The sequence below is a fragment of the Bacillus sp. TH17 genome (assembly GCF_016651125.1).
Taxonomy (GTDB): domain Bacteria; phylum Bacillota; class Bacilli; order Bacillales; family Bacillaceae_G; genus Bacillus_A; species Bacillus_A mycoides.
The window spans coordinates 2,888,329-2,901,910 of sequence record NZ_JAEKEN010000001.1 but is presented as its reverse complement, the minus strand read 5'-3'; the positions used below and the strand labels follow the sequence as shown (position 1 = coordinate 2,901,910).

Sequence of the window (13,582 nt, the reverse complement as noted above, 5' to 3'; positions counted from 1 at the left end):
TGTACGGCGATTAAAGTTTTAAAATCTTGTCAAGAGTCAGTTTATGGCTTAACGACGGCTTTATATTTTTTATATAAATATATAATATTTCTCCGTGCTATAATCCATTCATGAAATGTGCACGTTTCAAAAATTGTAATGAAAAGAGAAATGAATTGGGGAATAGTTGGCTTATTGAAAACAGTTATTCAATCATTATTAAAAAGCGAGGTAAGTAATATGGAACAAAAACATAGTGGCATTATTTTTACTGCAATACCAGATGAATCGAATGAATATTATCGACCATTTTATGAAGACATTATTTATTTTAATGAATACTTAAATGAAAATAAAGCATTTACCGATCAACTTATATCTTTATCTGTTGAAGAGCAAAACTTTCATACAAACTTTTTTGAGTATGATGATATTTGGCTAAGAGATGTTGCACCAGTTGTAACAAATCATCTAGTTAAATTCAAATATCAACCAAATTACTTACCGAAAGATCAAGGACGATATTTAGATCAACAATTTAATAAATGGTTGAAAAAGAACGACTTTGAATATGTGACATCTCCATTGATATTAGACGGTGGAAATCTTATTTGGAATAAAAAAGATACCGTTATATTAACGGAACGCATATTTGATGATAATTATGATTGGACGGAAGAAGAAATTATAGAGCAACTGGAATGGGATTTAGATGTGAGTCGGGTTATTATTATTCCTGCTGAAGAGGGAGATGTACTTGCACACGCAGACGGGATGGTTAAATTTATTGATGAACATACAATGTTTATTAGTGATTTTTTAGGGGATCATGAATTTAGATATAAGGTTCAAGAGATTATTCAAGAGCAAATGCCAGAGGCTGAATTTATAGTTGTTCCTTCGTCATATACAGAGAAGGGTCAATACGATGAAGAGATAGCGTCAGCAAAAGGTTTATATATAAATATGTTAGAAACATGTGATACGCTTTACGTTCCTAAGTTTGGATTAGCTAAAGATGAGGAAGTTTTACGATATATTCAACAGCATACTGAGAAACAAGTTATTCAAAGTCATGTAGGAGAAATATCGACAATGGGAGGCGCCATGAATTGTTTAACGTGGTATTGTCCTAGTCATTTGTTACCTTCAAAAATGAAAAGGCTGAACGATCAGAATGAAGGTTCTTCAATCAGAAAAATATTTGATTGGTTTTAATAAATAAGCTTATATATAAGAAAATGTATTCAAGGGGTATTTATATGTATACAATTACTGAATTTTCACGGATTTGTAAAATGAGTACACGAATGTTAAGGCATTATGATAAAGAGGAAATATTGAAACCAGCATATGTGAATCCGGTAAATGGATATAGATATTATGAGCAAGGACAGCTTGAAATAGCGTTGAAAATTAAAAAGCTAAGGGAGTACAAGTTCCCTTTACCGAAAATTAAAATAATTCTTCAATCATCAGATCAAGATTCATTTATTAAACATATGCAATCACAAATTATAGAGTTGTCTCATGAGGTGAAACAAAATTTACAGGTTATTTCAGAAATGAATGAAATGGTAAATATGAATCATGCTTTAAATACTGCTTGTCATAGAAATTACGATATATTTATTGGAATGAGAAATGAAATAACAGTAATTGCCCAAAGACTGCAAATAAATATAGATGATATGGATGATTATTTTTATGACTTATATGAAAAAGTACAAAAGCATAACTTACAAATGGTTGGTTCGCCCTCTACGGTCTTTTATGATGAAGAGTATATTCCAAATGAAAGTGATGTTGAATTAAGGATTCCGGTCATGCATGGGAACAATAAAGATGTAGTACAAGAATATGAAATGAAAAAATTAAATCCACATCAAATCGTTACTACTATGCATTATGGAAGTTATGACTATATAGGCTACGCTTATATTGCGTTAGAAAAATGGATTGAAAGAAATGGTTATGTAATAGATGGTTCACCATATGAGGTCTACATAAAGGGACCTGAATGTGATTGTTTAGTAGAGGAGTATGTGACACAAATTTGTTTTTTAGTTATGAAAATAGACTGAGAATAAGGATTGACATTAACATTATGTCAATCCTTATTCTATTTATGTAAGTAATTCATCATAATAAAAAGGAGAAAGAATATGAAAAGAACAATCATGATTATTTGTCTGATTCTAAGTATGACATGGGTTTCAGCGTGTACTCCTGGAGTAGGAGAAGGTGAGAATGGTAGCTTCGTTCTACCAAATCAGTTGCCAAAAAATGTAGTGTTTAAAAATGGTACAATCTATACTTCAAATGACAAGCAAGACATTGTAGAGGCTGTAGCCGTTAAAGAAGGGAAAATTACATTTGTTGGTTCAAACAAAGATGTAGAAGGATTTATAAATGAAGATACGAAAGTGGTGGATTTACAAGGGCGTTTTATTCTTCCTGGTTTTGTGGACAATCACAATCATATATTTGAGGCGAAATCACCAGCAGCAGGGAATTGTAGTGTTTCACCGGATGCTGTGCTGCAAGAACAACGCTCGTATTTAAAGGCTTGTAAAAAAGATGTGAAAGATGGCGAATGGATAAGCGGAACAGGATTTAGTTTGGAAGAGCTGTTAAAAGATATGGACGAAAAATCAGAACAACAAACGCCATTACAAGTTCTTGATGAGTTATTTCCTAATAACCCTGTATTAATTATGGAAAGAACTTCTCATTCTGTATGGGTTAACTCAAAGGCATTGGAATCAGCAGGAATAAATAAAGAGACGAAAGATCCGCAAGGCGGAAGAATCATCCGGGATCCAGAAACAGGAGAACCTTTCGGGCTTCTGTATGATACAGCAGGGGATATCGTGATGGAAAAAGCATGGAATTCCCAGCCCAATCTCTTTGAAAAAAATTATGAAGGTTTGTTAGACGGTTTAGATGAGGTTGCGAAGAATGGTATTACTACAGTCGGCGATGGACGTCTTTATTGGAAACGAGGCTGGTTAGATGTTTGGAATAAAGTTAATGATGGGAAAAAGTTAACGTCGCGAGTAGTACTTCGTCCGTGGGTATATCCGAACTTAAATGAAGCAGAGCAAATGGAGTATTTCAAAAAAATTAAGCGTGATGATGTATCATCTAGAATGCTTATTAATCAAGTGAAGATGTATAGTGATGGAATTAGCATTAACAGCACAGCTAAAATACTAGAAAAATATAAATTTGAGTGGTTTAAAGGAACACCGTACGGTTTGAACTATATTCCAGAAGAAAAAATGAAGTGGTGGTTGAGTGAACTCAATAAAATTGGTTACGGTGCACTCATCCACACAATTGGAGATGGCGGAGTAAGAGAAAGTTTAAATGCAATTGAAGCAGCGAAAAAAGAAGGGGCGAATCAACCTTATACGCTTACACATGTGGAAATGGTAGAAGATAGTGATATAAATCGTTTTGCTAAGTTAGGTATTAGCGCTGATTTCCAAGTAGGTCATGATTTTGCAGAAGATCCTAAACAAAGCTGGGCAAGTGCGTATTTTACAAATCAACAGATGAAACGAATTATGCCGTTAGGACGCATTTGGAAAACAGGAGCAAACGTATCACTTAGTAGTGATTGGGATGTAAATGAACTAAATCCACTTGTGACGATTTCGAATGCACTAAGTATTGATGAAAAGGGCTTGTCTGATGTATACGCAGCTATTGATGCATATACAATTAAGCCCGCCAAAGCATTAGGTCTTGATAATATTACTGGTTCAATTGAAGTAGGTAAATCAGCCGATATGGTATTACTAAATGAAGATATTACTAAAATGAGTGCCGATAAGATTCCGAATGCGAAAGTTTTAGTGACGGTTTTACAAGGAGAAGTAGTGTATCACAAGGGAAAATAAAGAATCGGTTTATGAAGTAGTTAATATATTTCTGTTGACCTTAACATGATGTCAAAGTTTAGACTGAACTTACATTCGAAGAAGGGGTGAACACGTATGAGAAATATAGAAAATAGTTTGTTTTATATGCCTGCTGAGTGGGAAAATCATGAGGGGACATGGCTCCAATGGCCTCATGATAAGGCTCATAGAGGCGAAGGTTACAAATCTAAGCTAGATGATATTTGGGTAACGATGGCAAAGGAGCTTCATTACGGAGAGAATGTGCATATTGTTGTATTTGATGAGGAAGAAAAAGTACATGTACAATCGAAGTTAACTGAAGCGAATGTAGATATGGATAAAATTGATTTTTTAATTGAAGAAACGGATGATGTTTGGATAAGAGATAATGGACCGATCTTTGTAAAAGACAAGGAAGGCAATCTCTGTTTAACACACTGGGTATTTAATGGTTGGGGGGATAAATATCCGTATGAAAATGATGCTGTTATTCCGGAAAAAATAAGTGGAATGTATAGCATTCCAAAAGTTAAATCTAGTGTCTGTATAGAAGGTGGAGGAATAGAGATAAATGGAAATGGCACCTTAATGGCGGCAAAAACTTCTATTATAAATGAAAATCGAAATCCTACACTAAATCAGGAAGAGATTGAAATAGAGTTAACGAAGTATTTGGGAGTAACGAATTTTATATGGATAACTGGTATTCGCGGAGAGGATAATTATGATGAAGATACAGATTACCATATTGATGGGGCAGCGCGTTTTGTAAATGAAAATACAATTCTTTATGAATATGATCCTTTTGGGGAGAGTGAATCCTACCTTTTGGAGGCGTACGAAAAGCATTATCAAGAATTGAGACAAGCGAGAAATATAGATGGAAATCCATTTCAGCTCATCCCAGTACCGGTGACAAGAAAAGTGGTAAAAGAAGCAGACTGTAAGGGCTCATATTTGAACTTTTATATTGGAAATGAAGTTGTATTGGTTCCTATATATGGCGATGAGCATGACAAGTTAGCGCTTCAAATCATGGAAGGGCAGTTTCCGGGAAGAAGAATTGTTGGTATTTATGTAAATGAACTGTTTGCGTATGGTGGTATGATTCACTGTGTGACACAGCAACAAGTGAATAAATGAAATGTATATTTTATATGAAAAAGCATGCAGATTCTATAATCTGCATGCTTTTTTCTATAATGCTGAAAACTCTTCAACAAGTTGGGTGAATCGATTTAATGCACTTTCAATCGGTTCTGGTGTAGTTAAATCAACGCCAGCTTTTTTCAGTAGGTTTAATGGATAGTCAGAACTTCCGCCTTTAAGGAATTCAATATAGTTTTTCTGAGCATTTGGATCACCGCTTAATAATTTATCGGCGATTTGAATGGCAGAAGCGAATCCAGTTGCGTATTTGTATACGTAAAATGGACGGTAGAAATGAGGGATTCTAGACCAGCCATATTTTACTTCTTCGTCAAATACGAGGGAGTCGCCATTATATTCTCTAAATAAGTTTTCGTAAATTTCACTAAAGACTTTGGCATTTAATGGTTTACCTTGTTCGGCCATTTCATGTGTGATTTTTTCAAATTCTGCAAACATGATTTGTGTAAAGAAAGTACCTTTAAAGCTATCGATAAAGTAGTTAATTAAATGATTACGTACGTTCGTTTCTTTTGCTTCTTTTAATAAATAATGAATTAATAACACTTCATTTACTGTAGAAGCGACTTCTGCAACAAAGATAGTATAGTGTGCAGAAATTCTTGGTTGGTATCCGTGTGAGTAATGAGTATGCATACCGTGCCCGCATTCATGAGTAAGGGTGAAAAGGCTATTTAAATCATCATGATGATTTAAAAGAATGAAAGGATGAACACCGTATACACCAAAGTTATAAGCGCCAGAACGTTTTCCTGGTGTTTCTCTCACGTCTATATAGCGTTTATCTTTAAAGTTTTTTAATGTTTCGATATATTCTTTACCTAAAGGAGCTAGTGACGCGATCATTATATCAAACGCTTCGTCGTATGGAATGTCTTGTTTTACACCTTTTATTAAATCAACACTCAAGTCGTATTGTCGTAGTTCATCTACATTTAATTTTTCTTTTCTAAGTTCATTATACGTATGTAATGATTGAATGTTTTTTTTCGTTGTCTCAATTAAATTTTCATATACTTCTTTCGGAACCATGTCGCCAAATAATGATTTTTCTAAAGCTGATGGATATTTTCGTAGCTTTGAGACAGTAACATTGTTTTTAATAGCTGCGGACAAAGTAGAAGCGATAGAATTCTTTAATTGAACGTATGGTTTGTAATAAGCTTTATAGGCTTCTTCACGATTCTCACGATTCTCATCTTCTATTAGCTTTGAATACATTCCACGTGTTAAGTTTACTTTTTCTCCATCATCAGTAGTCACTTCACCAAAAATTATATCTGCATTATTTAACATGCCAAATGTATGCTGCGGGGAGGAGAGTGCTTCACCCATTTGTGATAAAATCTCTTCTTGGTCTTTATTCAAAACGTGTTTTTTATAACGGTATAGCTCAAATAAGTCTTCTTTATAATAGTGTAAGCCTTCTGTTTCTTCTATGTAAGAATGTAATGTGTTTTCATCTACACTAAGTAAGAATGGGGAAAAGAAAGATTTAGCCGCACTTACTTTCACGTGTAATTGTGATACTTTATCGACAAGGGATTGAGCGTCAGTATCGCGTGTGTCAAGATCGGATTGTAATCGTGCATAAGCAAACATTAAAGATATTATGCTAGATATTTCTTCACTCTTTGTTAAATAAGCTAATAAACTATTGCCATCGTGAATATTTCCATTAAACTTGTGTAATTCATTCGTTAATAATTCAATTTTATGAAAATCGTTTTCCCAATATTCAATTTTATGGTAAATATCCGTTAAATCCCATTTTTCTTTATCAGCTACTTGTAGTCGATCGTTAAGTTCTGTCATAATCATTTCCTTTCTAAATATGTAGTTATATTCCTATATAACTATGAAATACAACAAATTGCAAAAAATCCCTGCTGAAAAATAAAAAGCCTTGCCGAGAATGGCGAGGCTTTAAAAGTTATAATGTAATGCCGAACGTTGAATGAAGGAGGTTTGTATATTGCTCTTTTGTAATTGTTTCTTTTGTTTTATTTCTATTTTTCGTTACTGTAAGGCTATCTTTTGTTAATGATGCGTGCCCGTCATGAGTAAGTTTTACAACAAGAGGTACTTTGTTAAATGGTGAACCTTCATGTTCAACAATAATTTTTTGTGCTGCATTTGCTTTCGTTTCATCCACTTCTTCCAAGTAAAATGCATAACCTACTGTCCAATCATCAGTAGAAGATTGATCTAGAAACTCATTACTTTTACGCATTTCTAAAATATAATTACCTTTTTCAGTCGTTTCTTTACGAATACGATAGTCGCCTGTTACAGAATGAACGATCTCACCTGAGAAAGGAACAGGGGAAAGGGGTAAATATGATCCGAAACCTACTTCAATTAAGTAAAGTTCATTATGATGTTGTAAAACAGTTGCGATATGCCCTGAATCTACAGCCCATATAGAATTTGCAGCGTTATAAACTGTTCCTGAAACGAGATGGACATCGAATTTAGAGTCTTTAAGGAAGTAATACATAGCCGGATTCAATTCATAACAAAGGCCGCCACGGTTGTTTATTAAAATTTTTTCTTTTAGATTTTCTTTTGATATTTCTTTAAAGTTGTTTTCGAGAATATTTAAGTTTTCAAAAGGGACAGTTTGTGCCATTGCGTACATAATGTTAGGTAAATCTTCAAATGAAACTTTGTGTTTTTCTTCTATATTTAATCTTGCAAAAAATTGTTTTTGAAAGTCGGTCATAGAAATCCCTCCGTTATGCTTTTATAGATAAATTGTAAACAATTTTGAATCCGATGTGAATTTTAAACTATGTGGGGTACTTGTGGAATAGTTGAATTCATATTTTGAAAAATAATGTGAGAGATTAAAAGATTGTTACTTTACTAACTGTAGAACGAATATTATAATAACTTTAACGAATTATGCAAACGCTTTCTTAAAGGGGATGGTGTAAATATGTTGAAAAGGATTACGGTAGTCTGTTTATTGTTTATTTTGCTTTTTCCTAATATATATGAGGGAAATAAGGCAGAAGCAGCAACAGTGAACAATGGAACATTAATGCAGTATTTTGAGTGGTACGCTCCAAATGATGGGAATCATTGGAATCGTTTGCGTTCTGATGCTGAAAATTTAGCTCATAAAGGAATTACATCTGTATGGATACCACCTGCATATAAAGGGACTTCGCAAAATGATGTAGGGTATGGAGCGTATGATTTATATGATTTGGGGGAATTCAATCAAAAAGGAACGGTGCGGACGAAATATGGGACAAAAGCACAGTTGAAATCTGCAATTGACGCTTTACATAAGCAAAACATCGACGTATACGGTGATGTAGTTATGAATCATAAAGGTGGGGCTGATTATACTGAAACCGTAACAGCTGTTGAGGTAGACCGTAACAATCGAAATATTGAAGTATCAGGTGATTATCAAATTAGTGCATGGACGGGGTTTAATTTTCCAGGGCGCGGAGATGCTTATTCTAATTTCAAATGGAAATGGTATCATTTTGACGGAACGGATTGGGATGAAGGAAGGAAATTAAATCGAATTTATAAATTTAGGGGTGTAGATAAAGCGTGGGATTGGGAAGTGTCTAGCGAAAATGGAAATTATGATTATTTGATGTATGCAGATCTTGATTTTGATCATCCTGATGTTGCGAATGAGATGAAAAATTGGGGGACGTGGTATGCGAATGAATTAAATTTAGATGGTTTTCGTTTAGATGCTGTTAAACATATTGATCATGAATATTTACGCGATTGGGTAAATCATGCCAGACAGCAAACGGGGAAAGAAATGTTTACAGTAGCTGAATATTGGCAAAATGATGTTCAGGCTTTAAACAATTATTTAGCGAAAGTCAATTATAATCAATCTGTGTTTGATGCACCGCTTCATTACAATTTTCATTATGCTTCAACAGGAAATGGGAATTATGATATGAGAAATATTTTAAATGGAACAGTAATGAAAAATCACCCTGCACTCGCAGTTACTCTCGTTGAGAATCATGATTCTCAGCCTGGGCAGTCATTGGAATCTGTAGTAAGTCCGTGGTTTAAGCCGCTGGCATATGCATTTATTTTAACTCGTGCAGAGGGCTATCCTTCAGTTTTCTATGGTGATTACTATGGGACAAGCGGAAATAGTAGTTATGAAATTCCAGCGTTAAAAGATAAAATTGATCCAATTTTGACGGCACGAAAAAACTTTGCATATGGTACGCAGCGTGATTATTTAGACCATCCAGATGTGATTGGCTGGACAAGAGAAGGCGATGGTGTACATGCTAATTCTGGTTTAGCGACATTACTCTCGGATGGACCAGGAGGATCAAAGTGGATGGATGTTGGAAAGAATAACGCTGGGGAAGTATGGTACGATATTACGGGTAATCAAACAAATACTGTAACAATTAATAAGGACGGATGGGGGCAGTTCTATGTAAGTGGAGGCTCAGTTTCCATATATGTTCAGCAGTAAATTGGTGATGAAAAAGAAGAGGTAGACTGAAATATAAGTTTTCTTCTTCTTTTTTACATTCTGCATAGTTATTAAAGTATGACACCTTTACTTCTTATAAAACATATAGTATGATGATTTCAATAAATTAGATTTCAATGAACATAAAATATAAATTAATGAGAGGTGCTTTTTGTGAGTGCGGTAGGTACTAAATAGGAAAAATTTAATGAAATAAATCGGATAAGACCAGGGGATTTTTATGTACATCATACCCCTAATTTTGTCATGGATTTATTTCGAAACCTATGAAGATACCTACAATACTTTATAAAGCGTGTAATAAGGGGATTGCCATCTGTTTTTTTATGGCTTATTTCCTCATATGTTATTACACTTGCCTTGTAAATGTAAAAGCTGCGGTATCCCCGCAGCTTTTTTGTATATGTTTTTAATGTATAAAAATGGTAATTGAATAATGTAGAACTCATTGGAATCTAATGAGTAGGTATCTTCATTGATGATAAAAACCAATCATAGTGAGGAGAAACAAAATGAATACGATGACTTTTGAAAAGTTACAATATAACGAATTAATGGAAATAGTGAAATCTTATTGTGTAAGTGGATTAGGTAAGGAATTATTAAATAAATTAGAGCCGAGTACGAGTATAAAAGTAGTGAGAAATCGCTTAAATGAAACGACAGAAGCACGAGCTATAGTAGATGCAGAAGGGCATGTGCCTTTCTTCGGAATTTCTAATATCGCTAGTACAATTCAAAAATTAGAAAAAGGGATGATTTTAGATCCAGCAGAGTTAGTGAGCGTTTCAGACTTTTTACGTGGGTGCCGAAAGATTAAAAAGTTTATGCTAGATAAAGAATTTTTTGCGCCAGTATTAGCTTCCTATGCAAATTCAATGACTGAATTTAAAAGTATTGAAGAGGAAATTAACTTTTCAATTAAAGGAAATAGCATTGATGCAGCGGCTAGTAAAGAGTTAAAACGAATTCGAAATAACATTGATTCTGTAGACGGAAAAATAAAAGAACGTTTAACGAATTTTTTAAATAGTAGTGCAAATAAGAAATATATTCAGGAATTCTTTATTAGTAAGAAGGACGATAGGTATACGATTCCAATTAAATCTTCTTATAAAAATCAAGTTGCGGGAAGTATAGTTGAAGCTTCCGCTAAAGGTTCAACTGTATTTATAGAACCGCATACGGTTACAAAGTTAAATACGGAACTCGCAAGTTGGAAAGCAGAAGAAGCGATGGAAGAGTATCAAATTTTAGCGACTTTATCAGGAATGGTATTAGAAAATATTTATCATATAAAAATTAATATGGAACTAATTAGCCAATATGATATGGTATTTGCGAAAGCGAAGTTTAGTAAATCAATCGATGGAATAGAGCCGAAATTAAACGATCATGGCTACATTCATTTAATGAATTGTAAGCATCCGCTTTTAAGTGGAAAAGTAGTACCATTAAACTTTGAAATCGGTCAAGAATACCGTAGTTTAATTATTACTGGGCCGAATGCAGGCGGGAAAACAATTGTGCTAAAAACAATTGGATTGTTAACATTAGCGACAATGTCAGGCCTTCACATCGCTGGAGATAAAGAAACGGAAATTGCTATTTTCGAAAATATATTTGTAGACATTGGTGATAACCAAAGTATCGAAAATGCACTAAGTACATTTTCGTCTCATATGAAAAATCTTTCTGAAATTATGAGGATGTCAAATAATAATACGTTACTGTTATTTGACGAAATAGGAAGCGGGACTGAACCGAATGAAGGGGCAGCACTTGCAATCTCTATTTTAGAGGAGTTTTATCTTGCAGGATGTATTACAATTGCGAGTACGCATTACGGTGAAATTAAACGCTTTTCAGAAATGCACGATGATTTTATGAATGCAGCGATGCAATTTAATAGTGAGACACTAGAGCCACTTTATAAATTAGTGATCGGTAAATCAGGTGAAAGTAATGCACTTTGGATTGCGAATAAAATGAATGTGAGAGAACATGTACTGCAAAGAGCGAAAGAGTATATGGGAAATAAAGAATACGCTATAGAAAAAGTGAATGAAAGCAAAATTAGAAAACCGAAATTCGTGCAAGAAAAAAGAGAAAATGACTATGAATATAAAATCGGTGACCGTGTGAATTTATTGGATCATGATGATTTTGGTATCATCTATAAGGAAAAAGATAATTTCTATAATGTCGTTGTATATTATAACGGTGAATTCGTTGAAGTGAATGTAAAACGTATTACTTTAGAGGTAGCGGCGAAAGAATTATACCCAGAAGGATATGATTTAAATACACTATTTGTCGATTATAAAGAAAGAAAAATGCAGCATGATATTGAGCGCGGATCGAAAAAAGCGCTTCGTAAAATTGAAAAAGAAATAAGAAAGAACAGAGGGTAATATAGAATGGTAACGATTAGACAAGAACAAAAAAATGATTATAGTAAGACAGAAGAAGTTGTAAAACAAGCATTTTTAAATGAAGAATTTAGTGATAAAAAGGAACATGAACTTGTAAAACGTATTAGAGAATGTGACGCGTTTATTCCTGAATTATCAATCGTTGCAGTAGATGAGGAAATAGTCGGGCATATTATGTTATCAAAAATTACGATAGAACAGGATGGAACTTCTGTAGAATCATTAGCGCTCGCACCAGTTTCAGTTGCTAGGGGCCATCAGAAAAAAGGAATCGGCGGAAAACTAATCGCTTCTGCTTTAGAAAAGGCGGAAGAACTTGGATATGAATCTGTTGTGGTATTAGGGCATCCAGAGTACTATCCGAAATTCGGATTTAAGAAAGCAAGTGATTGGAATATAAAAGCACCATTTGAAGTGCCAGATGAAGTGTTTATGGTGATGGAATTAAGAGGGAGTGCTCTTGAAGGTGTAGAAGGAATTGTACAATATTCGAGTGCTTTTGCTGAGTAGGAGTATTGGTTAAGAAATGTAATCATAAAAGATGCTATCTTTTTGTAGGGATATACAGAAAGATAGCTTTTTTTATTAAGCAGATCTACTTACGTATATTTTGCTCAATGAATAATTGAGATGGTAAAATTGATATAGAAATGTAAAGGGAGAGAATAGAATGAAGAAGCGAGAAACAGATAGCAATGAGAATGTAGTTACGTTATATGTTACAAGACATGGAAAAACAATATTAAATACGAACCAGCGCGCGCAAGGTTGGGCAGATTCTCCGTTAGTAGAAAAAGGTGTGGAAGTTGCCTCTAATTTAGGAACAGGATTAAAAGATGTTCATTTTGCGAATGCGTACAGTAGTGATAGCGGCCGAGCGATTGAAACTGCTAATTTAGTATTAAAATATAGTGAGCAATCCACCTTAAAACTTGAGCAAAGGAAAAATTTACGAGAATTAAATTTTGGTATTTTTGAAGGTGAAAAACTTGAAAATATGTGGGATGTGGTTGGAAAAGCTGCGGGCGTTGCATCACCAGAAGAACTCATGAAGTTTTCTATTCAAGAAGTGATTAATCTTATTAGAGCAGCAGATCCTACGAAACAGGCGGAAGATTGGGAATTATTTTCTACTCGCATAAAAACAGAGATTGATAAAATTAGTGAAGAAGCTGCTAAAAATGGAGGTGGCAACGTTCTAGTTGTCGTTCATGGGCTTTTGATTACTGCATTAATTGAAATGTTAGACAGTAGTAAAACAAAACTTGGAGTGGAAAATGCTAGTGTGACGAAAATTGCATATCAAGATGGGAAGTACACAGTCGAATCAGTTGGGGATATGAGTTATGTTGCAAAAGGGAAAGAAAGTGTGGAAATATAAAGGTAAGAAAAGGAAGATAGAGAAATCTAGCTTCCTTTTTATTTTTCAGTATATCATTCATTAATTTTAAACGGAATATTCTGTTAAAAACGAACTATGAAAATTATTGTAATGGTATAATTACAGAGTAGGAACAACAAATTAGTTTGCAGTGTATTGGAGGGACATTAGTCTAGCCTTACATTTCATCTCGGAATCTAAA

General features: G+C 34.0%; 10 protein-coding genes. 8 read left to right on the top strand and 2 right to left on the bottom strand.

The genetic code is table 11. The annotated features are described in order from the left end of the window. Window positions 1-219 precede the first annotated feature (219 nt). The 4 genes from JFT95_RS14780 (at window position 220) to JFT95_RS14765 (ending at window position 5,033) form a co-directional block, all read left to right on the top strand. On the top strand, window positions 220-1,197 hold the full coding sequence (locus JFT95_RS14780) for an agmatine deiminase family protein (RefSeq protein WP_063218608.1): 978 nt from the start codon (window positions 220-222) through the stop codon (window positions 1,195-1,197). Between the two features lie 44 nt (window positions 1,198-1,241). Next, a complete protein-coding gene (locus JFT95_RS14775; protein WP_078205245.1) occupies window positions 1,242-2,063 on the top strand; it encodes a MerR family transcriptional regulator in 822 nt (273 codons plus the stop codon). Window positions 2,064-2,144: 81 nt separating this feature from the next. Next, entirely contained in the window at window positions 2,145-3,887 is a 1,743-nt protein-coding gene (locus tag JFT95_RS14770; RefSeq protein ID WP_201052671.1) for an amidohydrolase, read from the top strand. 96 nt (window positions 3,888-3,983) lie between these two features. Then, window positions 3,984-5,033, top strand: coding sequence for an agmatine deiminase family protein (locus JFT95_RS14765; protein ID WP_201052670.1), 1,050 nt, complete (start codon window positions 3,984-3,986; stop codon window positions 5,031-5,033). A 54-nt stretch (window positions 5,034-5,087) separates the two neighbouring features. Here JFT95_RS14765 and pepF read toward each other — a convergent pair whose 3' ends face one another. Next, the gene (gene pepF, locus JFT95_RS14760; RefSeq protein WP_201052669.1) at window positions 5,088-6,875 is read right to left on the bottom strand and encodes an oligoendopeptidase F; all 1,788 of its coding nucleotides are present in this window, start codon (window positions 6,873-6,875) and stop codon (window positions 5,088-5,090) included. Between the two features lie 118 nt (window positions 6,876-6,993). Further along, the gene (locus tag JFT95_RS14755; RefSeq protein WP_002033438.1) at window positions 6,994-7,785 is read right to left on the bottom strand and encodes an arylamine N-acetyltransferase family protein; all 792 of its coding nucleotides are present in this window, start codon (window positions 7,783-7,785) and stop codon (window positions 6,994-6,996) included. Between the two features lie 216 nt (window positions 7,786-8,001). On the opposite strand from JFT95_RS14755, the gene amyS reads away from it, so the two are divergent. The 4 genes from amyS (at window position 8,002) to JFT95_RS14735 (ending at window position 13,380) form a co-directional block, all read left to right on the top strand. Beyond that, complete coding sequence (gene amyS, locus JFT95_RS14750; RefSeq protein WP_063218599.1) at window positions 8,002-9,543, top strand: alpha-amylase; 1,542 nt, start codon at window positions 8,002-8,004, stop codon at window positions 9,541-9,543. Window positions 9,544-10,076: 533 nt separating this feature from the next. After that, window positions 10,077-11,978 (top strand): endonuclease MutS2, encoded by a 1,902-nt coding sequence (locus JFT95_RS14745; protein WP_201052667.1) that lies wholly within the window; start codon window positions 10,077-10,079, stop codon window positions 11,976-11,978. Window positions 11,979-11,984: 6 nt separating this feature from the next. After that, window positions 11,985-12,509 carry a GNAT family N-acetyltransferase gene (locus JFT95_RS14740; protein ID WP_002190298.1) on the top strand — a complete coding sequence of 175 codons (525 nt, stop codon included), beginning with the start codon at window positions 11,985-11,987 and terminating at the stop codon, window positions 12,507-12,509. A gap of 160 nt (window positions 12,510-12,669) precedes the next feature. Further along, a complete protein-coding gene (locus JFT95_RS14735) occupies window positions 12,670-13,380 on the top strand; it encodes a histidine phosphatase family protein (protein WP_201052665.1) in 711 nt (236 codons plus the stop codon). Window positions 13,381-13,582 lie beyond the last annotated feature (202 nt).

What these genes read in the sequence shown, in the direction of transcription:
- JFT95_RS14780 (WP_063218608.1), top strand. Translation starts at nt 220, where the DNA reads ATGGAACAAAAACATAGTGGCATTATTTTTACTGCAATACCAGATGAA.
- JFT95_RS14775 (WP_078205245.1), top strand. Translation starts at nt 1,242, where the DNA reads ATGTATACAATTACTGAATTTTCACGGATTTGTAAAATGAGTACACGA.
- JFT95_RS14770 (WP_201052671.1), top strand. Translation starts at nt 2,145, where the DNA reads ATGAAAAGAACAATCATGATTATTTGTCTGATTCTAAGTATGACATGG.
- JFT95_RS14765 (WP_201052670.1), top strand. Translation starts at nt 3,984, where the DNA reads ATGAGAAATATAGAAAATAGTTTGTTTTATATGCCTGCTGAGTGGGAA.
- pepF (WP_201052669.1), bottom strand. Translation starts at nt 6,875, where the DNA reads ATGACAGAACTTAACGATCGACTACAAGTAGCTGATAAAGAAAAATGG.
- JFT95_RS14755 (WP_002033438.1), bottom strand. Translation starts at nt 7,785, where the DNA reads ATGACCGACTTTCAAAAACAATTTTTTGCAAGATTAAATATAGAAGAA.
- amyS (WP_063218599.1), top strand. Translation starts at nt 8,002, where the DNA reads ATGTTGAAAAGGATTACGGTAGTCTGTTTATTGTTTATTTTGCTTTTT.
- JFT95_RS14745 (WP_201052667.1), top strand. Translation starts at nt 10,077, where the DNA reads ATGAATACGATGACTTTTGAAAAGTTACAATATAACGAATTAATGGAA.
- JFT95_RS14740 (WP_002190298.1), top strand. Translation starts at nt 11,985, where the DNA reads ATGGTAACGATTAGACAAGAACAAAAAAATGATTATAGTAAGACAGAA.
- JFT95_RS14735 (WP_201052665.1), top strand. Translation starts at nt 12,670, where the DNA reads ATGAAGAAGCGAGAAACAGATAGCAATGAGAATGTAGTTACGTTATAT.